Source organism: Cupriavidus metallidurans CH34 (assembly GCF_000196015.1).
GTDB classification, from domain to species: domain Bacteria; phylum Pseudomonadota; class Gammaproteobacteria; order Burkholderiales; family Burkholderiaceae; genus Cupriavidus; species Cupriavidus metallidurans.
In genome coordinates this window covers 431,375-457,602 of record NC_007973.1, presented here as the reverse complement: position 1 = coordinate 457,602, position 26,228 = coordinate 431,375, and the positions used below count along the sequence as shown (strand labels likewise).

The 26,228-nt window shown below is 64.9% G+C and carries 28 protein-coding genes and 1 other RNA gene; 15 read left to right on the top strand and 14 right to left on the bottom strand.

Annotated elements, in window-relative coordinates; genetic code table 11:
• Nucleotides 1-22 precede the first annotated feature (22 nt).
• From RMET_RS02180 to RMET_RS02125, 12 genes are all read left to right on the top strand, one after another.
• Nucleotides 23-1,420, top strand: a complete 1,398-nt coding sequence (locus tag RMET_RS02180) for an aminopeptidase P N-terminal domain-containing protein (protein WP_011515305.1) — start codon at nt 23-25, stop codon at nt 1,418-1,420.
• Nucleotides 1,417-1,881, top strand: a complete 465-nt coding sequence (locus RMET_RS02175; RefSeq protein WP_011515304.1) for a hypothetical protein — start codon at nt 1,417-1,419, stop codon at nt 1,879-1,881. Before RMET_RS02180 ends, RMET_RS02175 begins: the two co-directional genes overlap by 4 nt.
• Entirely contained in the window at nt 1,859-3,112 is a 1,254-nt protein-coding gene (locus tag RMET_RS02170) for a UbiH/UbiF/VisC/COQ6 family ubiquinone biosynthesis hydroxylase (protein ID WP_011515303.1), read from the top strand. The genes RMET_RS02175 and RMET_RS02170 overlap by 23 nt, the downstream gene beginning before the upstream one ends.
• 203 nt (nt 3,113-3,315) lie before the next feature.
• Entirely contained in the window at nt 3,316-4,380 is a 1,065-nt protein-coding gene (gene dusB / locus RMET_RS02165; protein ID WP_017513201.1) for a tRNA dihydrouridine synthase DusB, read from the top strand.
• Entirely contained in the window at nt 4,377-4,610 is a 234-nt protein-coding gene (locus tag RMET_RS02160) for a Fis family transcriptional regulator (RefSeq protein WP_008646031.1), read from the top strand. The genes dusB and RMET_RS02160 overlap by 4 nt, the downstream gene beginning before the upstream one ends.
• Before the next feature lie 22 nt (nt 4,611-4,632).
• Nucleotides 4,633-6,207, top strand: coding sequence for a bifunctional phosphoribosylaminoimidazolecarboxamide formyltransferase/IMP cyclohydrolase (gene purH / locus RMET_RS02155; RefSeq protein WP_011515301.1), 1,575 nt, complete (start codon nt 4,633-4,635; stop codon nt 6,205-6,207).
• Nucleotides 6,208-6,333: 126 nt separating this feature from the next.
• Nucleotides 6,334-6,879 carry a crossover junction endodeoxyribonuclease RuvC gene (ruvC, locus tag RMET_RS02150; protein ID WP_008646027.1) on the top strand — a complete coding sequence of 182 codons (546 nt, stop codon included), beginning with the start codon at nt 6,334-6,336 and terminating at the stop codon, nt 6,877-6,879.
• Nucleotides 6,880-6,993: 114 nt separating this feature from the next.
• A complete protein-coding gene (locus RMET_RS02145) occupies nt 6,994-8,172 on the top strand; it encodes a glycerophosphodiester phosphodiesterase (RefSeq protein WP_011515300.1) in 1,179 nt (392 codons plus the stop codon).
• A gap of 54 nt (nt 8,173-8,226) precedes the next feature.
• Complete coding sequence (ruvA, locus tag RMET_RS02140) at nt 8,227-8,808, top strand: Holliday junction branch migration protein RuvA (RefSeq protein WP_011515299.1); 582 nt, start codon at nt 8,227-8,229, stop codon at nt 8,806-8,808.
• A gap of 69 nt (nt 8,809-8,877) precedes the next feature.
• Entirely contained in the window at nt 8,878-9,945 is a 1,068-nt protein-coding gene (ruvB, locus tag RMET_RS02135; RefSeq protein WP_011515298.1) for a Holliday junction branch migration DNA helicase RuvB, read from the top strand.
• A 202-nt stretch (nt 9,946-10,147) separates the two neighbouring features.
• Nucleotides 10,148-10,759: a hypothetical protein gene (locus RMET_RS02130; protein ID WP_011515297.1), complete on the top strand. Its 612-nt coding sequence runs from the start codon at nt 10,148-10,150 to the stop codon at nt 10,757-10,759.
• Between the two features lie 46 nt (nt 10,760-10,805).
• Nucleotides 10,806-11,390, top strand: a complete 585-nt coding sequence (locus RMET_RS02125) for a BPSL1445 family SYLF domain-containing lipoprotein (protein WP_011515296.1) — start codon at nt 10,806-10,808, stop codon at nt 11,388-11,390.
• 129 nt (nt 11,391-11,519) lie between these two features.
• Here the strand turns inward: RMET_RS02125 and RMET_RS02120 are convergent, their stop codons facing one another.
• From RMET_RS02120 to tyrS, 4 genes are all read right to left on the bottom strand, one after another.
• Nucleotides 11,520-12,194: a histidine phosphatase family protein gene (locus RMET_RS02120; protein ID WP_011515295.1), complete on the bottom strand. Its 675-nt coding sequence runs from the start codon at nt 12,192-12,194 to the stop codon at nt 11,520-11,522.
• A gap of 61 nt (nt 12,195-12,255) precedes the next feature.
• Nucleotides 12,256-12,903 carry a YbhB/YbcL family Raf kinase inhibitor-like protein gene (locus RMET_RS02115; RefSeq protein ID WP_011515294.1) on the bottom strand — a complete coding sequence of 216 codons (648 nt, stop codon included), beginning with the start codon at nt 12,901-12,903 and terminating at the stop codon, nt 12,256-12,258.
• Nucleotides 12,904-12,936: 33 nt separating this feature from the next.
• Nucleotides 12,937-13,407: a D-aminoacyl-tRNA deacylase gene (gene dtd, locus RMET_RS02110; protein ID WP_011515293.1), complete on the bottom strand. Its 471-nt coding sequence runs from the start codon at nt 13,405-13,407 to the stop codon at nt 12,937-12,939.
• A gap of 13 nt (nt 13,408-13,420) precedes the next feature.
• Nucleotides 13,421-14,662, bottom strand: a complete 1,242-nt coding sequence (gene tyrS, locus RMET_RS02105) for a tyrosine--tRNA ligase (RefSeq protein WP_011515292.1) — start codon at nt 14,660-14,662, stop codon at nt 13,421-13,423.
• 218 nt (nt 14,663-14,880) lie between these two features.
• On the opposite strand from tyrS, the gene RMET_RS02100 reads away from it, so the two are divergent.
• Nucleotides 14,881-16,275 (top strand): M23 family metallopeptidase, encoded by a 1,395-nt coding sequence (locus RMET_RS02100; protein WP_011515291.1) that lies wholly within the window; start codon nt 14,881-14,883, stop codon nt 16,273-16,275.
• Nucleotides 16,276-16,277: 2 nt separating this feature from the next.
• Nucleotides 16,278-17,420, top strand: a complete 1,143-nt coding sequence (locus RMET_RS02095; RefSeq protein ID WP_011515290.1) for an anhydro-N-acetylmuramic acid kinase — start codon at nt 16,278-16,280, stop codon at nt 17,418-17,420.
• A gap of 91 nt (nt 17,421-17,511) precedes the next feature.
• Here the strand turns inward: RMET_RS02095 and erpA are convergent, their stop codons facing one another.
• The 5 genes from erpA to rplM all read right to left on the bottom strand — a co-directional run bounded on the left by erpA (nt 17,512) and on the right by rplM (nt 20,316).
• Nucleotides 17,512-17,880 (bottom strand): iron-sulfur cluster insertion protein ErpA, encoded by a 369-nt coding sequence (gene erpA, locus RMET_RS02090; protein ID WP_008646009.1) that lies wholly within the window; start codon nt 17,878-17,880, stop codon nt 17,512-17,514.
• A 108-nt stretch (nt 17,881-17,988) separates the two neighbouring features.
• Nucleotides 17,989-18,483: a bactofilin family protein gene (locus RMET_RS02085; protein WP_011515289.1), complete on the bottom strand. Its 495-nt coding sequence runs from the start codon at nt 18,481-18,483 to the stop codon at nt 17,989-17,991.
• A 23-nt stretch (nt 18,484-18,506) separates the two neighbouring features.
• Nucleotides 18,507-19,262 carry a DUF6776 family protein gene (locus tag RMET_RS02080; protein WP_011515288.1) on the bottom strand — a complete coding sequence of 252 codons (756 nt, stop codon included), beginning with the start codon at nt 19,260-19,262 and terminating at the stop codon, nt 18,507-18,509.
• A 218-nt stretch (nt 19,263-19,480) separates the two neighbouring features.
• The gene (gene rpsI, locus RMET_RS02075; protein ID WP_008646004.1) at nt 19,481-19,873 is read right to left on the bottom strand and encodes a 30S ribosomal protein S9; all 393 of its coding nucleotides are present in this window, start codon (nt 19,871-19,873) and stop codon (nt 19,481-19,483) included.
• 14 nt (nt 19,874-19,887) lie between these two features.
• Nucleotides 19,888-20,316: a 50S ribosomal protein L13 gene (gene rplM, locus RMET_RS02070; RefSeq protein WP_008646003.1), complete on the bottom strand. Its 429-nt coding sequence runs from the start codon at nt 20,314-20,316 to the stop codon at nt 19,888-19,890.
• A gap of 759 nt (nt 20,317-21,075) precedes the next feature.
• On the opposite strand from rplM, the gene RMET_RS02065 reads away from it, so the two are divergent.
• Nucleotides 21,076-21,498, top strand: coding sequence for an OsmC family protein (locus RMET_RS02065; protein ID WP_011515284.1), 423 nt, complete (start codon nt 21,076-21,078; stop codon nt 21,496-21,498).
• Between the two features lie 82 nt (nt 21,499-21,580).
• On the opposite strand, the gene rnpB is transcribed toward RMET_RS02065, so the two are convergent.
• The 5 genes from rnpB to RMET_RS02045 all read right to left on the bottom strand — a co-directional run bounded on the left by rnpB (nt 21,581) and on the right by RMET_RS02045 (nt 26,186).
• Nucleotides 21,581-21,921: RNase P RNA component class A (rnpB, locus tag RMET_RS31805), an RNA gene on the bottom strand.
• A gap of 35 nt (nt 21,922-21,956) precedes the next feature.
• The gene (locus tag RMET_RS02060; protein ID WP_011515283.1) at nt 21,957-22,745 is read right to left on the bottom strand and encodes a DUF3025 domain-containing protein; all 789 of its coding nucleotides are present in this window, start codon (nt 22,743-22,745) and stop codon (nt 21,957-21,959) included.
• Between the two features lie 5 nt (nt 22,746-22,750).
• Nucleotides 22,751-23,785 (bottom strand): dihydroorotase, encoded by a 1,035-nt coding sequence (gene pyrC, locus RMET_RS02055; protein ID WP_011515282.1) that lies wholly within the window; start codon nt 23,783-23,785, stop codon nt 22,751-22,753.
• A gap of 32 nt (nt 23,786-23,817) precedes the next feature.
• A complete protein-coding gene (locus tag RMET_RS02050) occupies nt 23,818-25,116 on the bottom strand; it encodes a glycerate kinase type-2 family protein (protein ID WP_011515281.1) in 1,299 nt (432 codons plus the stop codon).
• Entirely contained in the window at nt 25,113-26,186 is a 1,074-nt protein-coding gene (locus tag RMET_RS02045; protein WP_029309699.1) for a tartrate dehydrogenase, read from the bottom strand. The genes RMET_RS02050 and RMET_RS02045 overlap by 4 nt, the downstream gene beginning before the upstream one ends.
• Nucleotides 26,187-26,228 lie beyond the last annotated feature (42 nt).

Genomic DNA, 26,228 nt, shown 5'->3' with positions numbered 1-26,228 from the left:
TTCCCCTCACCGTCTTTCATCCATGTCCGCACCCGACTCCGCCCTCCTCGGCGCGTGCAGCGATCGCCGCGCCCGTGTGCTGAAACATCTGCGCGCCAACGGCGGCGGCGTGGCCATCGTGCCAACCGCGCCGGAGGCCATGCGCAATCGCGACAGCGACTATCCGTACCGGCACGACAGCTATTTCTATTACCTGACCGGATTCACCGAGCCAGAAGCAGTGCTCGTGCTGGTGGCGGGCGGCCCGGGCGACGACACCAACAGCAGCATCCTGTTCTGCCGACCCAAGCACGAAGAACGCGAGATCTGGGATGGCTTCCGCTATGGCCCAGAAGGCGCGCGCGCGATGTTCGGCTTCGACGAGGCGCATTCGGTCGAAGACATCGACAAGCTGCTGCCGCCGATGCTGGCCAATCGCGCCACGCTGGCCTACCCGCTGGCCGCCACCGCAGACTTCGACGCCCGCGTGCGTGGCTGGCTGGACGCGGTACGGATGCAGGGCCGCGCCGGGGTGTCCTCCCCGTCGGCCGCGCTCGACGTTCGCGCACTACTCGACGAGATGCGCCTGTTCAAGGATGCGGGCGAACTGGTCACGATGCGCCGTGCCGCCGAGATCTCGGCCCAGGCGCATGTTCGTGCGATGCGCACGTCGCGCCACGGCTTGCGCGAGTACCACCTCGAAGCCGAACTGCTCTACGAATTCCGCCGCCACGGCGCCCAGAGCGTGGCCTACAACTCGATCGTCGCCACGGGCCCCAACGCTTGCGTGCTGCACTACCGGGCTGGTCCGGCCGAACTGCGCGACGGCGACCTGTGCCTGATCGACGCGGGTTGCGAACTCGACGGCTACGCGTCGGACATTACGCGCACATTCCCGGTCAACGGCCGATTCACGCCGGCGCAGCGCGAGCTCTATGACCTCGTGCAGGCCGCGCAGGACGCCGCCATCGCCGAGACACGCGCGGGCGTGCCATACAACGTCCCGCACGACGCGGCGGTGCGTGTGCTGGCGCAAGGCATGCTGGACACCGGCCTGCTCGACCGCAACAAGGAAGGCACGCTCGACGACGTGCTGGCCAGCGGCAGCTATCGCCGCTTCTACATGCACCGCACGGGCCACTGGCTCGGCATGGACGTGCACGACGTGGGTGAATACCGCGTGCCCGGCCCGCTGCCGGCAGGCCACGAGGGCGAGCGGGCATGGCGTCCGCTTGAGGCGGGCATGGTGGTAACCATCGAGCCGGGCATCTACGTGCGCCCGGCCGAAGACGTACCCGAACGCTACTGGCACATCGGCATCCGCATCGAGGACGACGCCGTGGTGACTTCGGGAGATTGCGAACTGATCACGCGCGGCGTGCCTGTGAAGGCCGACGAGATCGAGGCACTGATGCGCGACAACGGAGGCATGTCGCGATGAAGGCATTGTTGAGCAAACTGTTCGGAACCGGCGTCACGAAGACCCACACGACACGAGCAGTCGATCCGAACGAACCATTCGTGATCAATATTTATGACGACCGCGTCGTGGTGCACCGCCCCGACGGCCAGCGCGAAGAACTGGCCTGGGACGCGCTGGAGAAAGTCGTGGTGCGCGTGTCCGACCGCGCGCCGTGGGCTGGTACGGCATGGCTGATCCTGGCCGGCGACGCCGCAAGTCAGCAAGGCTGCGTGGTGCCGATGACCGCGGCCAACCACGAGGCGCTGGTGCGACGCCTGCAGGAGCTGCCCGGCTTCCATCAGCAGAAACTCGACAACGCGATGCGCGACGCCACCTCTGGCAAGTCACGCACCGACGCGAATCTGTGGAAGCGATCCGAAGCCGAAGCCCAAGCGCGCAAGGACGAGGAAGCCAGCCATGACGCTGCCAGCCAGCACTGACGCGCTCGCGGTTGAGCCGCGCGACATCGCCATTGTCGGCGGCGGGCCGGTCGGCCTGGCGCTGGCGGCGCAGTTGCTACGCACCACCTCGTGGCGCATCACGCTGATCGACGCGGCCACGCCGGCGCGCGCCGCGCGTGACCCGCGCGCCATTGCCCTGTCGCACGGCAGCCGCCAGTTGCTCGAGCAGATCGGCGCATGGCCGGTGCCGGCGCAGGCGATCGAGCATATCCATGTATCGCAGCGCGGCCGCTTCGGCCATGTGAAGCTCCATGGCGATGACTATGGCGTGCCCGCGCTGGGCTATGTGGTCAGGTATGGCGACCTTTGCCAGACCCTCGAACGCGCGCTCGCCCGCGCCGCCGACGCCGCCCCGGGCCGGCTTGAACGCGCCTTCGAGACGCGTATCGACAACATCGACCAGGGCGACCGGAGCGACCGGAGCGACGCCGCCCTGGTCCGGCTGACCGGCACCTCGCACGCAGAGCACGAGGGATTACCGGTTGCGTTTGCGGCCCGCATCGCTGTGCAGGCCGAAGGCGGCCTGTTCCACCAGCAAATCCAGCGCCTGTCGCATGGCACCGAGGCCGTGCGGCGGCGCGACTATCAACAGACCGCGATCATCGGCCATGTGACGTGCACGCAACCGCAGCCCGGCTGGGCGTGGGAACGCTTTACCGAGGAAGGGCCGCTGGCGCTGCTGCCACATGAGGAACATGGCGTGCAGGGCTACGCGCTGGTCTGGTGCTGCCCGCCCGAGCAGGCCATGCGCCGGCTCGCGCTCACCGAGGACGAGTTCGCATATGAACTGGGCCAGGCGTTCGGTACGCGAATGGGGCAGTTCACGCTGGTTGGCAAGCGCCACGCATTCCCGCTCGGGCTCAATGCCGCGCCGGTCACGGTCGACGGGCGCGTTGCCGCGGTCGGCAATGCCGCGCAGACGCTACATCCGGTAGCCGGACAGGGGCTGAACCTGGGCCTTCGCGACGCGTTCGCGCTGGCCGATTCGCTGCGCGCAGGCTGCACACCACAAGCGCTGGAGGCGTTCGCGAGCCGGCACCGGGTCGACCGCGCGATGACAATCGGCATCACCGACCTGCTGCCGCGTGTGTTCGCCGTGGGCGGCCCGATGGCGGCCCACGCACGCGGCGCGTCGCTCGCAGCACTGGCCTGCGTGGCGCCGCTCAAGCACGCGCTGGCGCGGCAAATGATGTACGGCGCACGCGGCTAGTCGATATTTGCCAGGCAGTTCCCCGACGGCCCCCTTACGGGGCCGTCTTCATGATATTTGCTCATTTCTTGAGCAACCGTACCGGATTGGCGGTAAAATCCCGCCCTCGCACATGACCCGACTTGCGCCGGCCCCAAGGCTTGGCAGGGGCATGTTTTTGCATATCGCCAGCTTCGCCTGAACGCACCCAACACCGTTCCATCGTGCAGATCGGTCCGCACCAACTTCGCAACAACCTGTTCGTCGCCCCCATGGCCGGGGTGACCGACCGGCCCTTCCGCCAGCTCTGCAAGCAGCTTGGCGCGGGCTACGCGGTGTCCGAGATGGTTGCGTCGAACGCCCAGCTCTGGAAAAGCGAAAAGACCATGCGCCGCGCCAACCACGCCGGCGAGGTGGAACCGATCTCGGTGCAGATCGCAGGCGCGGAGCCGTCGATGATGGCCGAGGCGGCCCGCTACAACGTGGACCGCGGCGCCCAGATCATCGACATCAACATGGGCTGCCCGGCCAAGAAGGTCTGCAACGTGGCCGCCGGTTCGGCGCTGCTGCAGAACGAGCCGCTGGTCGTGCGCATCGTCGAAGCCGTGGTGGCCGCCGTGGGCGACCGCGTGCCCGTCACGCTGAAGATCCGCACCGGCTGGGACCGCGAGCACAAGAATGCGCTGCGCGTGGCGCGCATGGTGGAAGACGCCGGCATCAGCATGCTGACGATCCACGGCCGCACGCGCGCCGATCTCTATCATGGCGAAGCCGAGTACGAGACGATTGCCGCCGTCAAGTCGTCGATCCGCATCCCCGTGGTAGCCAACGGCGACATCACCACGCCGCAGAAGGCCCGACATGTGCTGGCCGTGACCGGCGCCGACGCGATCATGATCGGCCGGGCCGCGCAGGGCCGCCCCTGGCTGTTCCGCGAGATCGAGCACTACCTGAAGACGGGCGAGCTGCTGCCCTCGCCAGAAGTGGCCGAGATCCGCGCGATCATGAACCATCACCTGGCGGACCACTACGCGTTCTACGGCGAGTTCACCGGAGTGCGCACCGCCCGCAAGCATATTGCCTGGTACACGCGCGGCCTCAAGGGCGCGAACCTGTTCCGGCATCGCATGAACACACTGGAATCCACCGACGCGCAACTCGCGGCCGTCAACGCATTCTTCGACGAACAGGCTGCAATTTCCGACCGCCTGGTCTATGTCGACGAGAATGCCGCGCCGGACGACGACGCGCTCGACAACAACAAGAAACGGGAATTGCTTGCCGCATGAGCCGCAACGCTATCGACCAATGCATCCGGGACAGCCTGGATACTTACTTTCGCGATCTGGACGGCGAAGTGCCGTCCAACATGTACAACATGGTGCTGGAGGCCGTCGAGCGGCCCCTGCTGGAAGCCGTGATGACGCGCGCCGAGCGCAACCAGTCACTGGCAGCCGCGTATCTCGGCATCAACCGCAACACCCTTCGCAAGAAGCTGCAGCAACACGGTTTACTTTGAATTTGACGCGTTCCCCACAGCCATGATCAAGCAAGCTCTTCTCTCCGTTTCAGACAAAACCGGCATCGTCGACTTCGCGCGCGAACTCAATGCGCTTGGCGTCACGCTGCTTTCCACCGGCGGTACCGCCAAATTGCTGGCCGAGGCCGGCCTGCCTGTCACGGAGGTGGCCGATTACACGGGCTTCCCCGAGATGCTCGACGGCCGCGTGAAGACGCTGCACCCGAAGGTTCACGGCGGCATTCTGGCCCGTCGCGACCTGCCGGAGCACATGGCAGCCCTGGCCGAGCACAACATTCCGACGATCGACCTGCTGGTGGTGAACCTGTACCCGTTCCAGCAGACCGTGGCCAAGGATGACTGCACGCTGCCGGACGCCATCGAGAACATCGACATCGGCGGCCCGACCATGCTGCGCTCGGCGGCCAAGAATCACCGCGACGTGACCGTGATCGTCGATCCGGCCGATTACGCGGTGGTACTCGGCGAGATGCGCGCCAATGGCAACAGCGTCGGCTACGACACGAACTTCCGGCTGGCTACCAAGGTGTTCGCCCACACCGCCCAATACGACGGCGCAATCACGAACTACCTGACCAGCCTCGGCGCCGACAAGTCGCACCAGGCCCGCAGCGCCTACCCGCAGACGCTGAACCTGGCCTTCGAGAAGGTCCAGGAAATGCGCTACGGCGAAAACCCGCACCAGTCGGCCGCGTTCTACCGCGACCTCAAGGCCTTTGACGGCGCGCTGGCCAACTACGTGCAGTTGCAGGGCAAGGAACTGTCCTACAACAACATCGCCGATGCCGACGCCGCGTGGGAATGCGTCAAGTCGTTCGACGCCGCCAACAGCGCCGCATGCGTGATCATCAAGCACGCCAATCCGTGCGGCGTGGCGGTTGGCGCGAACGCGCTGGAAGCCTACGACAAGGCCTTCAAGACCGACTCGACCTCGGCCTTCGGCGGCATCATTGCCTTCAACGTCGAACTGGATGAAGCCGCCGCGCAAGCCGTGGCCAAGCAGTTCGTGGAAGTGCTGATCGCCCCGTCGTTCAGCGCGGCCGCGCGCAACGTGTTCGCCGCCAAGCAGAACGTGCGTCTGCTGGAGATTCCGCTGGGCAAGGGCGTGAATCAGTACGACCTGAAGCGCGTGGGCGGCGGCCTGCTGGTGCAGGGCCCGGATGCGCGCAACGTGCAGCCGTCCGAACTGCGCGTGGTGACGCGCCGTCATCCGACGCCGAAGGAAATGGACGATCTGATGTTTGCCTGGCGCGTGGCCAAGTTCGTCAAGTCGAACGCCATCGTGTTCTGCGGCAACGGCATGACGCTGGGCGTGGGCGCGGGTCAGATGAGCCGCGTGGACTCGGCACGCATCGCCAGCATCAAGGCCCAGAACGCCGGCCTCACGCTGGCGGGTTCGGCCGTGGCATCGGACGCGTTCTTCCCGTTCCGCGATGGTCTGGACGTGGTGGTCGACGCTGGCGCGACTTGCGTGATCCAGCCGGGCGGCTCGATGCGCGACGATGAAGTGATCGCCGCCGCCGACGAGCGCGGCATCGCCATGGTGTTGACCGGCACGCGCCACTTCCGCCACTAAAACGGTAGCGAGGGCACATCGCTGCCCTCGCCCCGACGCCTCTCCCGCGCTACGGGAGAGGCGCGCAACCCCCTCCCCTGCGGCGTAATCCTCTACACTACGCCCATCTCCCCCTGCCCTTGCTTCATGCGTATTCTCGGCATCGACCCCGGTTTGCGAACCACTGGCTTTGGCGTGCTCGAAAAGCACGGCAACAAGCTCGCCTATGTCGCGTCGGGCACGATCCGCAGCAATGGCGAGACCAGCCTTCCCGAACGCCTGAAGACGCTCTACGACGGCATCTCCGAAGTCGCGCGGACCTACGCGCCAGACTGCGCAGCAATTGAAAAGGTCTTCGTCAACGTCAATCCGCAATCGACCCTGTTGCTCGGCCAGGCACGCGGCGCGGCGATCTGCGGGCTGGTCGGACAAGGGCTGCCTGTATTCGAATACACCGCGCTGCAGCTCAAGGTGGCCGTGGTCGGATACGGCCGGGCCAACAAGGAGCAGGTTCAGGAAATGGTGATGCGGCTGCTGTCGCTGTCCGGCCGTCCGAGTTCCGATGCGGCCGATGCGCTTGGCGTGGCGATCTGCCATGCCAATGGCGGCGACACCCTCGGCACGCTGGCCGGGCTGGCGCCTGAGCTGGCGCGCAAGGGAATGCGCGTGCGGCGCGGCCGGCTGGTCGGCTGATTCGTCGCCGGCGAATCGATGCCGATCGATTGCCATTTTCAGAGCAGCGCCTACGGATGCCCGCTACAGCCGGCGTTTACAATCGTCGTTCGTGACACCGTCAGGACTGCACCGATGCATCATCCGTTCATCACCCGATTCACGCTTGCCGCGCTGACCGCTGGCCTCATTGCCGGCTGCGCGGCGCCGCCTCGTGCGCCCACGTCCACTGCTGCGCGGGAGGCGCCATCCACGGCATACGCTACCACCAGCGCTGCGCCGAAGCCCGTGCTGATCATCGGCCATCGCGGCGCTAGCGCGCTGCGGCCAGAACACACGCTGGCGTCCTATCAGAAGGCGATCGACGACGGCGCCGACATCATCGAGCCCGATCTCGTGGCAACGAAGGACGGCGTACTGGTGGCGCGGCACGAAAACGACATCACGGGTACCACCAATGTGGCCGAGATGCCGGAGTTCGCCGACCGCAAGCGTGTGAAGGTCATCGACGGCGAGCGGCTGACCGGCTGGTTCACCGAGGACTTCACGCTGGCCGAACTGAAGACGCTGCGCGCCCGGGAGCGGATTCCGAAGCTGCGTCCCGCCAATGCAAAGCTCAATGACCAGTTCGAGATCCCGACATTCGACGAAATCCTGAAGCTCGCCGAGCTGGCCGCCATGAAGCGTGGACGCCCGGTTGGGATCTATCCCGAACTCAAGCATCCCACTTACTTCCGCGGTATCGGTCTGCCGCTGGAGGAGCGACTCGTGACTGCGCTGCAGGGCAGCGCCTATGCGAAGACCGTGCCGGTGTATGTGCAGTCGTTCGAAGCCGCGCCGTTGCGCACCGTCAAGCGATTGCTGGGTAACTCGATGCCCAACGTGATGATCGTCCAGCTTATCGGCAATCCGCGCAGCCGTCCCGCGGACTGGCGACTGGCAGGTGATACGCGCACGTACGCCGACATGTTGAAGCCGATCGGCCTTCGCGAAGTGGCCACCTACGCCAACGGCATCGGCCCCGAGAAGAACAGCGTGATCCCGCGCGACGCCAGCGGCAATCTCGCCTCGCCGACCGCGCTACTCGCCAACGCCCACGCGGCGGGCCTGGTAGTGCACCCTTACACATTCCGGCCCGAGAACGCGTTCCTGCCGAAATCGCTGCGTGCGCCCGGTGACGATGCCACACGCAACCCGGCCGGCATGATCAGCGAGATCCAGACCTTCGCAGCCGCGGGTGTCGACGGCGTCTTCACCGACGACCCGGCGCTGGGTCGCCGCGCCGTGGATCCCCCCGCCAACGGCGGCCATTAAGCACGCTGGCCGCGCTACACTTGCGGCCAATTTCGCTTCTCCATCGCACCCACCATGATCGGACGTATCGCTGGCACCCTGCTCGAAAAGAATCCCCCGCATCTGCTGGTCGACTGCCATGGCGTCGGCTACGAGATCGATGTGCCGATGAGCACGTTCTACAACCTGCCGGCGATCGGCCATCCCGTAACGCTGCTGACCCAGCAGATCGTGCGGGAGGACGCGCACCTGCTCTTCGGCTTTGCCACGGCCACCGAACGCAATACATTCCGGGAGCTGATCAAGATCACCGGCGTCGGCGCGCGCATGGCGCTGGCCGTGCTGTCTGGGCTGTCGGTGCCGGAACTGGCGCAGGCCGTGACGATGCAGGAAGCGGGCCGACTGACCAAGATCCCGGGCATCGGCAAAAAGACAGCAGAGCGGCTGCTACTGGAGCTCAAGGGCAAACTCGGCGCGGATCTTGGCCATGCTCCCGGCGCCACACCGCTGGCCGATAGCGCCGTCGACATCCTCAACGCGCTGCTCGCGCTCGGCTACTCGGAGAAGGAGGCCGCGCAGGCCATCAAGCAGGTGCCGGCCGGCACTGGCGTGTCCGACGGTATCAAGCTTGCGCTGAAGGCGCTGTCGAAAGGCTGAGGACGCATCGCGAACGGCTCGGGGCGGGGGGGCGCAGCGTAGAATGGCGGCAAATTGCTTCTGACTGCCATGATTGAAACCGACAAGCTGACCGGCGCCGACCGCCTGCCCGACCGCGTGATCTCGGCCACGCCCGCTTCCACGCAGGAAGAAGCGTTCGAGCGGGCGCTACGGCCCAAGCTGCTCGACGAGTACGTCGGTCAGGAGAAGGTGCGCGGCCAGCTCGACATCTTCATGCACGCGGCCCGCAAGCGCCGCGAGGCACTGGACCACGTGCTGCTGTTCGGGCCGCCCGGCTTGGGCAAGACCACGCTGGCCCACATCATCGCGCGCGAGATGGGCGTCAATCTGCGCCAGACATCGGGGCCGGTGCTCGAGCGCCCGGGCGATCTGGCCGCCCTGCTGACCAACCTCGAAGCCCACGACGTCCTCTTCATCGACGAAATTCACCGTTTGTCGCCGGTGGTCGAGGAAATCCTGTACCCGGCGCTGGAGGACTACCAGATCGACATCATGATCGGCGAAGGTCCGGCGGCCCGCTCGGTCAAGCTCGACCTGCAACCCTTCACGCTGGTGGGCGCCACCACGCGCGCGGGGATGCTGACCAATCCGCTGCGCGACCGTTTCGGCATCGTGGCGCGGCTCGAGTTCTACACCCCGGACGAGCTCGCACGCATCGTCGCTCGCTCGGCGCTGTTGCTGAATGCCGCCATTGACCCGGCCGGCGCATTGGAAATTGCCCGCCGCGCGCGCGGCACGCCCCGGATCGCCAATCGGCTGCTACGTCGCGTGCGTGACTTTGCTGAAGTGAAAAGCGACGGAACGATCACTAGAGAGCTGGCCGATGCCGCACTGGAGATGCTCGACGTGGATAGCGTTGGCTTCGACCTGATGGACCGCAAGCTGCTGGAAGCCGTGTTGCATAAATTCGACGGTGGCCCGGTCGGCGTGGACAATCTGGCCGCAGCGATCGGCGAAGCCCGCGACACGATCGAGGACGTGCTGGAGCCCTACATGATCCAACAGGGCTACCTGCAGCGGACGCCGCGAGGACGTATGGCGACAGCCGCCGCCTACCGCCATTTCGGGCTGGCATCGCCCCGCGACGGTGGCGCCGATCTCGCCGAAGGGCTCTGATTTTCCGCATCCCGCCCAAGGCCGTTCCACGGCCTTTTTTTTGCGCCTCCAGATGCCCCGGCGACCGCCAGGCGCGCCATTTAAACGTTTTAGCACCCCGTCGCAAATTTTTTCGAAGTGGATTGCTGGCCTCTGGCCGCTTGTCCACAATGGCTGCATCCCCTTTAATTACAGGTGCGCGTTTGCGCCATAAGGATCAGAAATGAATTTGCGAGCCAAACCAACTTCCCTGATCTCCGTACTTGCCGCGGCGGCGGCCCTGGCGATCGGCGCGACGGGCGTGGCGCACGCGCAAAAGCCGCAGGCAAAGACGCCGGCGCCGATCGGCGTGGCCGAGGAAGCCGTGGTCAGTGGCAAGGTGGTCGATGTCGATCCGCAGTCGAAGGCCGTACTCGTCCAGGGCCCGCGCGGCAATCTGGTCGAACTCGTGGCTGGCGATGAAGCCAAGAACATCGGCAACGTGCACAAGGGCGATATCGTGACGCTCACGCGCGGCGCGGCGGTGGTGGCAGCGCTCCAGCCGGTGGACAGCAAGGACACCCCGCTGCTGGAGCAGGTGGAACGCGTTTCCCACGCCGCCGAGGGCGGCAAGCCTGGCGTGATGCGTGAAATCACGACCACGATCACCGCTCAGATCACCAAGGTAGACGTGGCAAAACGTATGGTGACCTTCCGCGGCCCGCGTGAAACCCTGCGTACCGTGAAGGTGCAGGACCCGAATATCGACCTGGCGAGCATTAAGCAGGGCCAAATGGCCAAGATTGTTGTGCGCGAAGTGGTGGCCATCACCGTCAAGTCGCCGAATGCCGGCTGATTTTCAGCCGGAGAATCCACCTGCCATCCCAATCAGGAGAACAACAATGAATCGACGCAACTTTGTCACCCGTATGGCAGGTTCCGGCCTGCTCGTCGCTACCGCCATGGCTGCAGGTTGCACGACCACGGGCTCCAGCGATTCGAAAGACGCGGCCGCGCGGCGCCAGGAAATCGATGCCGGCGCCGACGGCGCGCTGAACCGGCTGTTCACGTCGGTCAATGGCTCGCGCGAACTAGCCGACAAGGCACAGGGCATTCTGGTGTTCCCGCGCGTGCTGGCCGGTGGCCTGGTGATTGGCGGCGAGTACGGCGACGGCGTGCTGCGCAGCAAGGGCGCGAATGTGGGTTACTACCGCACGCTCGCCGCGTCGTTCGGCCTGACGGCTGGCGGCCAGTCGCGCTCGGTGATCATCATGTTCATGACGCCGGAAGCCTACAACAAGTTCTTGCAGGCCAAGGGCTGGACTGCTGGCGTCGATGCCAGCGTGGCACTGGCCAAGGTCGGCGCGAACGGCAAGGTGGATACGGTTACTGGCCAGCAGCCGGTGATCGGCTTCGTCCAGACCAATGCCGGCCTGATGTTCGACGTTTCACTGGACGGGTCCAAGATCAGCAAGCTGGACCTGTAATTCGCAGGGTCTCTCCTCCTCTGCGATTGGACAACTCCCGGCCGTGGCCGGGAGTTTTTTATTGCACCGACGCTCGCGGCAGGACGCCAGGGCGTGACCCGGAGAATCGGATCAGGGGGATCAGGAGTATCAGGGGACGCGTCGATCGACTTCGTCCAGCGCCAGCGCCTCGAGGTGGCTGACGTCGGCCCACTGCAGCAGCGTGAGGTGGGCGGTGTCGCACCGCAGGCGGTTGACGCTGGCATTGAGCAGTTCGTGCTCGCGCGGCGCTTCGAGGGTCATGCCGGCAGCCTCGCGGTAGAGGCAGTCGAGGACGCCTCCGTGTGCCACCAGCGCGATCCGCTCGCCAGGATGGCGCCGCGACAGATACAGCGCCACCTCGACCGCCCGATCGTGAAACTCGCGCAGCGATTCGCCCTCGGGCGGCGCGTAGTCGGGCACGCGCGCCTGCCAGCGCGCGAAATCCTCAGGGCGCTTCTCCGCCACTTCAGCGTAGGTCATCCCCTCCAGATCGCCATAGCAACGCTCCCGCAGTCGACGCTCGGGCCGCACTTGCAAACCCAGCGTCTCGGCCAACGGCGCCGCCGTCTGCATGGCACGGCCCAGGTCACTCGAATAGACCGCGTCGATCGGCTCGCCGGCCAGCGCCTCGGCCAGCGCGCGCGCCTGGGCGCGGCCCGTGTCATTCAGTGGGATGTCGAGCTGGCCCTGCAGCCGCCGTTCGCGGTTCCAGGCCGTCTCGCCATGGCGAATCACGATCAGGTGGGTGTAGGCCAGCGATTGCGGGCCGGTGCTTTGCGACATTGCCGATTCCTCGGGGGGCGACGGTTCGGGCCGGATCTGACGCCCGGCGGGGCGAACGAGGTTACTTCACGAGCCTCGGGTTAAGGGTGTATGTGCCGGTCAGGCTGGCCTCGGCCAGAACATGGCCCTGGATCGCGCGGCGCACGTCGGCACCGGTGAACTTGCCTTCGACCGGAACGCGGTCGATATCGAGCGCGTACACGGTGAACACGTAGTGGTGAATGATCGAATCGTTCCACGGAGGGCACGGGCCGTCATAGCCGAAGTAGTCGCCCTTCATGTCCGCGTCACCGGCGAACCAGCCCGTGTAGTCGTTCAGGCCGTGGCGCAGGCCGCCAGCCGTGGCGGTACCCACCAGCGCCTCGGGGCCCGGCTTGCCTCGCGCGATCACGCCGTCGCTGTGCGAGCCGGCTGAGATCGTGTGCAGACCGGGCGGAACGTCGATCAGCACCCAGTGGAAAAAGTCCACGCGCGGCAGCGATTCCGGAACCTCGCGGCCCTCCTGATTGACGTCGTCGCCCTTGCTCGGCACATCGCGGTCGTGGCAGATCAGCACGAACGAACGGGTGGCGGCGGGCACGTCATCCCAATGCAGATCCGGGTTGCGGTTGCTCGACAGCGCGACATGACTGGCCGAGTCGGGCACGCAAAACGCAAACTCGCCGGGAATCGGCGCATTGTCGGCAAAGGCCTTGCTCCAGAGTTTCATGGGGATCTCCTTGGGTGTCGATCTCGGGCGACGTCAGGCATTCGCTGCCGGTGGCACGCGCAGCCAGAACGTCACGGGACCATCGTTGGTCAGGCTGACCTGCATCATCGCGCCGAACTCGCCGGTCTGCACCGACGGATGCGCGGCGCGGGCGCGGGTCACGAAATGATCGTAAAGGCGGCGGCCGTCCTCGGGCGCGGCAGCCGGGGTGAAGCTCGGCCGGGTGCCGCTGTTGGTATCGGCAGCCAGCGTGAACTGGGACACCACGAGCAGCCCGCCTGCGTTGCCCTGGCCGTCCATGTTCTGCACCGGCAGGTTCATCCGCCCTTCCGCGTCGGAAAACACACGGTACGACAGCAGCTTGGCCAGCAATCGCTCGGCCTGCGCCTCGGTGTCGCCGCGCTCGGCACAGACCAGCGCCAGCAGGCCCGCACCGATCTCGCCGGTGGTGCGGCCATCCACGGTCACGCGCGCCTGCGAAACGCGCTGGATCAGGGCGATCATCGCGGACCCGGGCTCAGGAAAGCGTCACGCGCGCGAAGCGGCGCTTGCCCACCTGCACCACGTACGTGCCGGCGACCACCTTGGTCGACTTGTCGCTGACCACGGCGCCATCGATCTTCACGCCACCCTGCTCGATATTGCGGTTGGCCTCGGACGTCGACGGCACGAGATTGGCCTGCTTGAGCAATTGGGCAATGCCCAGCGGCGCGCCTTCGAGGCTCACGGCCGGGATGTCGTCGGGCACGCCGCCACGAGCGCGGTGATTGAAGTCCTCGAGCGCCTTCTCGGCATCGGCCTGGCTGTGGAAACGCGTGACGATCTCCTGGGCCAGAGCCACCTTGCAGTCGCGCGGGTTGCGGCCCAGTGCCACTTCACTCTTCATCAGGTCGATCTCGCTCATCGGGCGGAACGACAGCAGCGTGTAGTACTGCCACATCAGTTCGTCCGAGATGCTCATCAGCTTGCCGAACATGTCGTTCGGGGCCTCGGTCACGCCGATGTAGTTGTTCTTGGACTTTGACATCTTCTCAACGCCGTCCAGACCCACCAGCAGCGGCATCGTCAGGATGCACTGCGATTCCTGGCCGTACTCCTTCTGCAGCTCGCGGCCCACCAGCAGATTGAACTTCTGGTCGGTGCCGCCCAGCTCCAGATCCGACTTCAGCGCCACGGAATCGTAGCCCTGCATGAGCGGATAAAGGAACTCATGGACCGAAATCGGAATCCCAGACCGAAACCGTTTGGTGAAGTCATCGCGCTCCATCATCCGGGCCACGGTGTACTTGGCCGCGAGCTGGATCATGCCGCGGGCGCCCAATGGGTCACACCACTCGCTGTTGTAGCGGATTTCGGTACGTGCCGGATCGAGCACCAGGCTGGCCTGGCGGTAGTAGGTCTGGGCGTTGGCCTCGATCTGCTCCCGGGTCAGCGGCGGACGAGTGGAGTTGCGGCCGGAGGGATCGCCGATCGTCGACGTGAAATCGCCGATCAGGAAGATCACCTGGTGGCCCAGATCCTGGAGCTGGCGCAGCTTGTTCAGGACCACGGTGTGGCCCAGATGGATGTCGGGCGCGGTCGGGTCCAGGCCAAGCTTGATCCGCAGCGGCACGCCAGTGGCCTCGCTGCGGGCCAGCTTCTGCAACCATTCGGATTCAACCAGGAGCTCGTCGCAGCCGCGCTTGGTGATCTCCAGTGCGCGCATCACCGACGGCGTAAGTGGATAGTTGGCCGCGGCGGCCGGGGACACTTCACTCATGACGTAAGTCTTTGAAATCTATAAAGAATTTGCGACGGACAATCAGATTCGTTCTGGTATAATCCGCGCTTTGCGCCAGACGGGATAAACCGTCGGCCAACCGTCATTCTAGGCGGCATACAAACAACGCCCGCACCGCACCTCGGGGGAGGAAGGCAGACGACACATATCGTCGCGGCAGCGGCCCTAGGTAATACGGAAAGCTTGAATTCTACGTGATGTGGTCTAGTCTCCGCGAAGTTTTCGCGCGCGAGCTGGTGGTACTCGTCGACCCTACCAATCCCCAGCACGCGCGTCGCCGCAAACAATTGACCGTCGCCGTTGGCACGGTTTTCACCCTTGGCATGGCTGCAGCCATGGGCGTTGCCCCGCGCAACGCCTTCGATGATCCGCTGGCCCCGCGCGTCGAGCAGGCCCTGCGGATGCCGGATGTGCGCCAGCAACTCGAACTGCTCACCGAAACGGACGAGCAGAGTGTCTACGTGCGTCAGGAACGAATGCAGCGCGGCGACACCATCGCCACGCTGCTGCGCCGGCTCGGCGTCGACGATCCTGATGCGCAATCGTTCATCCTCAAGAACCCGACCGCTCGTGGCCTGTTCGGCCTGAATCCCGGCCAGACGGTGCAGGCCGAGATCGACGACAGCAATCTGCTGGTCGCGCTACAGGCCAACCTGGGCGGCGACGCCGCGAGCTCTCGCGAACTCGTGGTCGAGCGCGTGGCCCCGCAGAAAGACGGCGGCGACTACACGTACAGGGCGCGTATCGCGTCGGTGGACAACGACGTGCACTACGAGATGGCCTCTGGCGCCATCGAGAACAACGGCTTCTTCAAGTCGATGGACGCGGCGAACGTACCGGACGAGATCGTCAGCCAGATGATCTCGATCTTCTCGGGGGTCATCGACTTCCACCATGACATTACCCGTGGCGACCGTTTCCGCATCGTCTACGAAGCCGGCTTCCGCGACGGCGCCTTCGTGCGCAACGGCCGCGTGGTGGCGATCGAACTGATCAACCGGAACACGCTGTACCAGGCGCTCTGGTATTCGCCCACGGACGGCGAGCCCGGGGCCTACTACACGTTCGACGGCCGCAGCATGAAGCGCCCGTTCCTGCGTTCGCCGGTGGAGTTCTCGCGCGTCTCGTCGGGCTTCGGCGGCCGCGACCATCCGTTGCATCACAAGTGGGCGCAGCACAAGGGCGTCGACTTCGCCGCCCCCACGGGCACCAAGGTGTTCGCCTCGGGCGAAGGCACGGTAGAGTTCGTGGGCCAGCAAAACGGCTACGGCAACTTGATCATCCTGCGACATGCCGGTGGCTATTCGACTTACTACGCCCACCTGTCCGGTTTTGCCGGCCTGCGTGACGGCCAGCACGTCGGCCAGGGCGAGGTAATCGGCTACGTCGGGTCCACCGGCTGGGCTACCGGGCCGCACCTGCATTACGAATTCCGCTACAACGACGTGCCTCAGAATCCGCTGACGACGACACTGATGGAAGCGCCCACGCTGACCGGCAAGTCGCGCTCGGAGTTCCTGAACTACACGAGCGCCATGCTGAGCCGGATCAACATGCTGCGCACCTACAACGTCCTGACGGCCAGTAACTGACCATGCCCGCCTCCCCGCAGTCCAGCGAGATGTTTATCGGCCTGATGTCCGGCACCTCCATGGACGGCGCGGACGGCGTGCTCGTCGACTTCTCCGGTGCACAGCCGGCGGTGCTGGCGGCCGCCCATACACCGTTCCCCGCGCCGCTGCGCGAGGCGTTTGGCGCCCTGCAGCAGCCCGGCGACGACGAGATCCATCGCGAAGCACTGGCATCGAACGGCCTGGCGCGCGTCTACGCCGATTGCGTGGCAACGTTGCTCCGGACGGCCAGTGTGACGGCCGACCGCGTGGCGGCCATCGGCGCGCACGGCCAGACGATCCGTCACCGGCCGGGCCAGTACGATGGCACTGGATATACCCGGCAGAGCCAGCACCCGGCGCTGCTGGCCGAACTGACGGGCATAGACGTGGTGGCTGACTTCCGCAGCCGCGATGTCGCCGCCGGCGGGCAAGGCGCGCCGCTGGTGCCCGCAGTACACGCCGCGCTGTTCGGCGCTGCCGACGAAACGCGTGTGGTCTGCAACATCGGCGGAATTTCGAACATCAGCATCCTGCCTGCGGCTGGCACCGGGCGCCCGGTGACGGGGTTCGACTGCGGCCCGGGCAATGCGCTGCTCGACGACTGGATTCATCGCCACCGTGGCACGCCATACGATGATGGTGGCGCGTGGGCGGCCAGTGGCAAAGTCGACGAAAGCCTGTTGGACCAGATGCTCGCCGAGCCCTACTTTCGCGCGTTGCCGCCCAAGAGCACCGGGCGCGACCTGTTTCATCCGGGCTGGCTGCAATCGCTGCTTGACACATATGGCAATGCCCAGCCGCAGCCGGTAGACATCCAGGCCACACTGGCCACGCTGACAGCCACGGCGATCGCCCAGGACGTGCAACGGTATGCGCCCGAGGCGCGACGGTTGATCGTATGTGGCGGCGGTGCGCACAACGACTTCGTCATGACGACGATGGCAAATCAGTTACCGGGTGTGTTGGTGCAGACGACGGGCGATTTCGGCGTGCCAGTGTCGCAAGTGGAAGCCATTGCGTTCGCATGGCTGGCACGGCAGTGCACGCGCCGCGCACCTGGCAACGTGGCCACCGTCACCGGTGCGGCGGGGCCGCGCGTGCTTGGCGCCATCTATCCGAGATAGGCTGCACGCTGATCCGGTCGGATTTTCGACGGCCCGAAAACAAAAAAAGCGCACCGACTGGTGCGCTTTTTCTTTGGGGGACGAACCCGGCTCAGACCGAGAACGACGAACCGCAACCGCAGGTGGTCGATGCGTTCGGGTTCTTGATCACGAACTGCGCACCGTTGATGTCTTCCTTGTAGTCGATCTCGGCGCCCACCAGATACTGGTAGCTCATCGAGTCAATCAACAGCGTGACGCCGTTCTTGACCATCGTGGTGTCGTCTTCGTTCACATCTTCATCGAAGGTGAAGCCGTACTGGAAGCCCGAGCAGCCGCCACCCTGCACAAACACGCGCAGCTTCAGTTCGGCATTGCCCTCTTCCTCGATCAACTGCTTGACCTTGTCGGCTGCGCTGTCGGTAAAGACGAACGGTGCCGGCACGTCCTCGGTTGCGGGTGCCTCTGCGACTGCGTTCATGGGAATCTCCTGGTTAGATACGCCCGTATTCTAAGCGTTACTGGCAAATCGTGCCGAAACCCCTTGTTTTCAAGGGGCTCTGGGCCCTCGGGGTACCGCTTGCTCCACTCAGGCCGGCACGCCCGCGCCTTCCGGCGCCTTGTCGTTATCGGCTGCCTGGTCCGACGCCGTCGCCTCGCCATCATTGGCCGGCGCGTCAGTCTTGGCTTCCGCGGACGGAGCGAGGTTCGGCAGCGCCCTCACCTCGGTTTGCGTCAGCGGCACAAGACGACCTTCGACGATTGCGCCCTGATGCATTTCGAGCGCTGCGTAGCGCACCTCTCCATACACCCGCGCGTGCGGCTGCAGTTCGAGCAACTCCGCAGCATGCACCGGACCGGTCACGGTGCCGTTCAGGATCAGGTGGTCCACACGGATCTCGCCCTCGACAAGCCCCTTCTCGCTGATCACGAGCATGCTCGACTTGCCTTCGGCAGCTATCACGTTGCCACGCACCCGACCATCGAGACGAAGCCCCCCGGAAAACGTAACATCGCCCTCGATCGTGGCACCCAGCCCGATCAGGGTGTCGATGGACAGGCCTTTCTTCTTCGAAAACAGCATGCTTTCTCTCCTTTTCGCGCAGACTAGGGCGTAGCCGACTGCGTTGCACGGACTTGGCCGTTCTGGACGATGCGGACCATGACGGCACGTACTTCAGCGCCCTGCGGAACCATCAGATCGCCTTCGATGCGCTGGTAATGCGTAAGCCTCACTTTTGGCAACGGCGGATCTCCCGGCTGCGGCAAGGTCAATGTCAACGGCTTGCCGTCGCGAACCGCCGAGATAGTGAACTGTAGCTCACCCATGAAATCCGGCTGCTCGACGAAGGCCTTCGACCCACCTTGCATCGCAAGCAGCCGATAGTGCACGGCACGCGGCTGGGCCTCGTCCAACGCGACTCGGAAACTCCGCACGTGGATGCCCGAGGTGTCCCCGGTGGCCGGGAGCAACGATTCGAAGAATCCAAGATCCTCCTTGAGCTGCCCGACGTCGGCTTCGGCGGTCTTGAGCTGCTGGGCCAGCCGCTCCTGTGCCGCACGGGCCATCTGCAACTCCGCTCCGGCAGTATTCGCAGTAGCCCGCAATCGATCACGCTCTCCAGTGACATCGACCAGTTGCTGCTGCAGCTGCGCGATCTTTTCGGAGCCATCCGTGAACGACTCGACAGCCGGCTTGCCGGCGCGGCGGCCCATTTCATACATCCAGGCCGCCAACGCACCCCCGACCAGAAGCAGCGCGACCACAAGTACCCAGACGCGCCAAGGCCGTTGCTGGCGGATCACCGCCGCATGCGAGCGCAAGCCGCGGCGCGGCCGCAGCGGCCGGTACGTCACGCCCATCGTGCCATCCCTCGACCCATTGTTCGCCCCCTCATTCCGCAGGCCGGTGATTGTATCGCTGGCTGGTCATCGCGCGAATGAAAATTGTAGCAATCGGCATACATGGGCCGTGCCGGCATTTGACCTGGGCTTGCTTTGGACGAAAAAAAACCGCACGCCAGGGCGTGCGGTTTTTCTGGATTTGCCGGCTCCGCTTGGCGGAACCTGGCAAATGCGCATTAGCGCTTCGAGAACTGCTTGCGGCGACGTGCCTTGTGCAGACCGACCTTCTTACGCTCGACTTCACGGGCGTCACGCGTAACGTAGCCTGCCTTCGACAGGGTCGGCTTCAGCGTGGCATCGTAGTCGATCAGGGCACGGGTGATGCCGTGACGGACAGCACCGGCCTGGCCGGTTTCGCCACCACCGGTCACATTGACCTTGATGTCGAACGTTTCGGCGTGAGCGGTCAGCTCCAGCGGCTGGCGCACGATCATCAGCGAGGTTTCGCGAGCGAAGTACTCTTTGATGGGCTTGCCATTGACGATGATATCGCCCTTGCCCGACTTGATGAAGACACGAGCCACGGCGCTCTTGCGGCGGCCAGTACCGTAATTCCAGTTACCGATCATGGATATTGGCCCCTTTAGATTTCCAGCACCTTGGGCTGCTGTGCGCTATGCGGATGTTCGGCTTCGGCATAAACCTTCAGCTTCTTGATCATCGCGTAGCCCAGCGGACCCTTAGGCAGCATGCCCTTAACAGCCTTTTCCAGGGCGCGACCCGGGAAACGCTGCTGCATCTTGCCGAACGTGGTTTCGTAGATACCGCCCGGGTAACCCGAGTGACGGTAGTACTTCTTGTCCTGTTCCTTGGTACCCGTCACGCGCAGCTTGGCCGCATTGACGATGATGATGAAATCACCAGTATCGACGTGAGGAGTGAATTCCGGCTTGTGCTTGCCGCGCAGTCGGCGTGCCACTTCGCTGGCAACACGGCCGAGGACTTTGTCCGTCGCGTCAATCACGTACCAGTCGCGCTTTACCTCTGCAGGCTTGGCGGAAAAGGTCTTCATGATTTTTCCTGAATTTTGAAAACTGCCCGAGGTGACGGTCGCCGTTTTAGCGTCCTGTCAATCGGCCGGTCCTTTGGACCTGACCTTCCTGCTTGTATCTGCAGGCTCTCCCTGACTTCTTTCCGGGGGCAATGACCGGAAAAGTCGGCCATTATACGGGCTGTCGAGTCGATCGCACAAGCAAAGTTGTGGCTTTTCGTCAAGATGGCCGGTGGCCAGCAAAGGGCCATAGAACTGGATGGGCAGCCCGCGTCACGATTTCGCTGGGCCGCCCTTGCAAAAGACGAAAAAAAACCCAAGTCGGTTGGACTTGGGTTCGAATCCACCAAAGGAGGAGGGTGGAGGAGACACCGGGCGATCGACGGGGCCGGTCTTGGCGGGCGGTGCGACGAGCGATTTGGGTACGTTACCGACTTTCGCTTTCGCACTCTGGCGCGCTCTCATGCGCCGTCGTTCGATGGATTGAATTATACATATCGGCACAGCCGTTGCAAGAAAATTTGCAGTGCGAAATGCGATACCGCAATATGAAATTGCGAATAAATCATATCGAATGCCTCACATTCCTTATTAAACAATGAGTTGGACAAGAATCCGCGAGGTCTCGCAGGCATCGCATTAGAAGAAACCCTCAGAATTTCGTGGGGAATGGCGTGGCCGGAGGCCAATTCCCGCATGTCATATACTCACGAAATGCAAGATGCGTGATCGCGCGGCGAAGCGCGCAAACACACAAACTAGAACCGAGGAACGAAAAAAATGGAATGCAAAGTGACATGGATGGGCCCGGAGGGCATGAGCTTCGTAGCCCAGACCGGCAGCGGTCACATCGTGGCGATGGATGGCGCGCCTGACGGCGGCGGCAACAATCTGGCGCCCCGGCCCATGGAAATGGTGTTGCTGGGCACCGGCGGCTGCACGGCATATGACGTGGTGCTGATCCTCAAGCGTGGCCGCCAGGACGTGCGCGGTTGCAGCGTCAAGCTGGAAGCCGAGCGCGCCGAGACCGACCCGAAGGTGTTCACGAAGATCAATTTCCACTTCACCGTGACCGGTCGCAACCTGGATCCGGGCAAGGTCGAACGCGCGATCGAGCTGTCGCACGAGAAGTACTGCTCAGCCTCGATCATGCTGGCCAAGACGGCCGAGATCACGCACACGACGGAAATCGTCGAAGGCTGACCGTCTTCGTCCAAGCCAGGCGGAAGCATCCGTCCCGGCCAAACAAAAACGCCCGGCATTGTGCCGGGCGTTCGCGTATCTGAAGCAAAGCAGGCCGATAAGCCGGATTCTGTGCGCCCCGCACGCCTTGCGGCGCCCGGAACGTGACAACCATTCCTCTAGGCCGACCGTTACCGGCCGGCTCCAGCTCCCTACCCGCAGACTCGGCGGGCCGCTTCATCGTCTGCCTATTTGGGATTGCTCCAGGTGGAGGTTACCGCGTTTCACCCTTCCCGCCAGCCGAAGCCAGCGGCAAGACTCGTCTCTGTGGCCCTATTCCGCACGTTACCGTGGATGGCTGTTAGCCAACACCCTGCCCTGTGGAGTCCGGACTTTCCTCCCCTTGCACCTTGCGATGCAAGCAGCGATTGTCTGGCCTGCTTTGCGGCCCGCAGTCTAACACCGATGCGCGGTGCCGGTCAGCCCGCCTCGGCATTGGCGGCCGCGCCGCGGCGTCCGGGCCGAAACACGCTGGCATCGTCGTAGAAACCAGGGGCAGCGCTCTCGCCACACCAACCCGGAATGCCCATCACCGGCAGCGGCGCGAAACTGCGGCCACCCTTGAGACGCCCCTGCTCCGCAGCCTCGGCCAGTGACGCCGCCAGCATGCCGTCGAGCCTGGCGATCGGCGTCGTCGGCGACGCCGGAATCCACCATGCATGGGCGGTCACGGACTTGTAGGGCTGTACCAATTTTTCCAGCAGCGCATGACCGAACGGCACTACCGCGCAGGTATCGCGCCAGGCATCACGACGTGAGACAAACAGTTTGCGCCAGGCAAATCCGCGCAGCGCATTGGCAATCGTTGCATCTTCGCTGACCAGAATCACGGCGTTCTCGTCGAACAACGTCGCCGCGTCACGCAGGCCCCCGCGCACGGCTTGCACGCCGTCCCGCTCGATGGCCTCGGCTTGCAGCCGGTTGAGCAGTCGCTTGGTCTCAGGGAAATGCAGCCAAATTAGCGCGTTGAATGTGTCGTGCAGGTTGTCGCGCGTTGGCACCTGCCCGGTGGCGAAGATGTGGGACTCGTAGGCCACACCTTCGGGCAGACTGTCCTGGGGCACGAAGCGCAGCGGCAAACCCTGGGCGTTGAGGCTGCCCAATGCCGCCGCGTTGAAAGCCTCGCGCAGGTCACTGCCATCGAGGCAGGATGCGGACGCGGCGAATGGCAGGAACCACGGCCGCGTCCAGTCGATCGTCGACAGCAACCGACTCAGCTCGCCTTCCAGCGCAGCGTTTCGCCGGCGCGCAGCGGCACCAGCGTGGTATCACCGTACGGCAGCTCGGCCGGCAGTTCCCAGTCTTCGCGCGTCAGCGTCAGCGTGCCGCTATTGCGCGGCAGGCCGTAGAAGGCCGGGCCGTTGAAGCTGGAGAATGCCTCGAGCTTGTCCAGCGCGCCGGCAGCGTCGAACGCTTCGGCATAGAGCTCCATCGCATGGAGCGCCGTGTAGCAGCCGGCGCAGCCGCATGCGTGCTCCTTGAGGCCGCGTGCGTGGGGTGCGCTGTCAGTGCCAAGGAAGAAACGCGGGCTGCCCGACGTCGCGGCCTTGACCAGCGCCTCGCGGTGGATCTCGCGCTTGAGCACCGGCAGGCAGTAGTAGTGCGGACGAATCCCGCCCGTGAAGATCGCATTACGGTTGTACAGCAGGTGGTGCGCGGTAATCGTCGCGCCGACCGGGCCTTCGGCCTCGGCCACGTACTGGGCCGCATCGCGGGTGGTGATGTGTTCGAACACCACCTTGAGCTCCGGGAAGTCGCGGCGCAGCGGCTTCATCACGCGGTCGATGAACACGGCCTCGCGATCGAAGATGTCGATGTCGCCATCAGTGACCTCGCCGTGGACCAGCAGCGGCACACCTTCACGCTGCATCGCCTCAAGCGTGGCGGCGCAGCGGCGGATATCGGTCACGCCGGCATCGCTGTTGGTGGTGGCGCCGGCCGGATACAGCTTGACGCCGTGGACGAAACCGCTGGCACGGGCCGCGACGATTTCCTCCGGCGGCGTGTTGTCGGTCAGGTACAGCGTCATCAGCGGCTCGAACGCCATGCCGGCCGGCAGCGCGGCCAGAATGCGCGCGCGGTAGGCACTGGCCTGATCCACCGTGGTCACGGGCGGCTTCAGGTTCGGCATGATGATGGCACGTGCGAACTGGCGTGCCGTGTCGGGCAGTACGGCCGCCAGCGCCGCGCCATCGCGCAGGTGCAGGTGCCAGTCGTCCGGGCGGGTGATGGTGAGTTTCTGGGTCATGGGGACGAGCGAAACGAGTAAGACGGGGAAATCTAGAGAATCAGAATGGCGCGGTAGTCATTCACATTGGTACGCGTCGGGCCGGTCACGACCAGGTCGCCGATCGCATCGAAAAAGCCCCACGCGTCGTGTGCGTCGAGCTTCTGCCGGGCCGAAGTGCCGCTGCCTTCCGCGCGGGCCAGCGAATCGGGCGCCAGCAACGCGCCGGCATTGTCTTCGGACCCGTCGATACCGTCGGTATCGGCCGCGATCGCGTGGACATTCGGCGTGCCTGCCAATTCGATCGCCAGAGACAGCAGGAATTCAGAGCACCGCCCGCCGCGCGCCGATTCGGACGCGCCGCTTGGCAATGTGACCGTGCATTCACCGCCAGAAATCAGCGCAACCGGCGCTGCGAACGGCGCATTGTACGCTCGAATCTCGCGCACCAGCGCCGCGTAGACGCGGGCCACCTCCTGCGCCTCGCCAGTCACGGTATCGCCGAGCACTACCGCATTGACGCCCTGGCGACGGAACTCAGCCGCCGCGGCTTCCAGGCTGTCGTGTGCCGTGGCGATCATGCGATTGTCCACGTTCATGAACAGCGGATCGCCCGGCTTCGGCGTTTCCTCGACCTCGCCACGCGCGCCGCGCTCCAGATGCGCCTGCACGGTTGCCGGCACCGCCGCGCCATAGCGCTTGAGGATCGCCAGCGCATCGGCGTACGTGCTTGCGTCCGGCACGGTCGGACCCGATGCAATCGCGCTCGGGTCGTCGCCGGCCACGTCCGAGACGATCAGCGTGGTGACTGGGGCGCGGCTGGCCTGCGCCAGACGGCCGCCCTGGATGCGCGAGGTGTGCTTGCGCACGATATTCATGTCCGTGATCGGCGCCCCGCACCGCAGCAGCTCGCGCGTGGTGGCCTTGAGGTCGGCCATGGGAATGCCTTCGGCCGGCAACGACAGCAGGCTCGACCCGCCGCCGGAGACCAGCACGATCAGCCGGTCATCCGGGCCCAGCGCCTGCACGCGGGCAAGGATGTCGGCGGCGGCCTGCTCGCCGGCCTCGTCCGGCACGGGATGGCCGGCTTCGATCACGCGGATATGTTCGGTCGGCAGGCCGTGCGCATAGCGCGTGACGACGATGCCTTCCAGTTTGGCCTTGCCCTGGTACGCGCGTTCGACGGCCAGCGCCATTGACGCCGCGGCCTTGCCTGCCCCAACGACCAGCGTGCGGCCGCCCGCGTGCGGTGGCGGCAGGTGCGCGGCCACGATTTCGAGCGGATCGGCTGCCGCCACGGCGGCGCGGAAGCTCTCCAGCAGCAATGTACGGGGATCGACCTGTGGATTCACAGCGCCTCCGCGATGGCCTGGCCGAGATCGGCCGTGGAGGCGGTACCGCCAATATCACGCGTCAGCGGCGCATGACCCGGTCCCGCGGCCAGCACCTGCTCGATGGCCGCCAGCACGGCCGCGCCAGCCTCGGCGTGGCCCAGGTGTTCGAGCATCATTGCACCGCACCAGATCTGGCCGATCGGATTGGCGATGCCCTGGCCAGCGATGTCGGGCGCCGAGCCATGCACGGGCTCGAACAAGCTGGGATAGACCTTATCAGGATTGATGTTGCCCGATGGCGCCACGCCGATCGTGCCGGTACAGGCCGGGCCGAGATCGGACAGGATGTCGCCGAACAGGTTGCTGGCCACCACTACGTCGAACCAGTCCGGGTGCTGTACGAAGTGGGCGGTCAGGATGTCGATGTGGTACTTGTCGACCTTCATGCCTGGATAGTTGGCGGCCATCGCCTCCACCCGTTCGTCCCAGTACGGCATCGTGATCGAGATCCCGTTGGACTTGGTGGCCGACGTCAGGTGCTTCTTCGGGCGTTTCTGCGCCAGTTCGAACGCGAATTTCAGGATGCGGTCGACGCCGTGCCGGCTCATCACCGTCTCCTGCATCACGATCTCGCGCTCGGTACCCGGGAACATGCGCCCACCGATACTCGAATACTCACCCTCGGTGTTCTCGCGCACCACGTAGAAATCGATGTCGCCCGGCTTGCGGTCGGCCAGCGGGCTCTTGATGCCGGGCATCAGCCGGACCGGGCGCAGGTTCACATACTGGTCGAACGAGCGCCGGAACTGCAGCAGGGAGCCCCACAGCGACACGTGATCGGCAATCTTCGCCGGCCAGCCAACCGCGCCAAAGTAGATGGCGTCGTACTTGACCAGGGTGTCAAACCAGTCGTCCGGCAGCATCTTGCCGTGGCGCTCGTAGTACGCGTAACTGGAAAAGTCGAAGTGGTCCCACTGAAAATCGATGCCGAAACGTCGTGCGGTGGCATCCATGACGCGGATGCCTTCGGGCATCACTTCCGTTCCGATTCCGTCTCCGGGAATGACAGCGATCCTGTATTGACTCATGGCTGGGAAGGAGGGGTGACTGCGGGGGAGGCGCGTACCGCC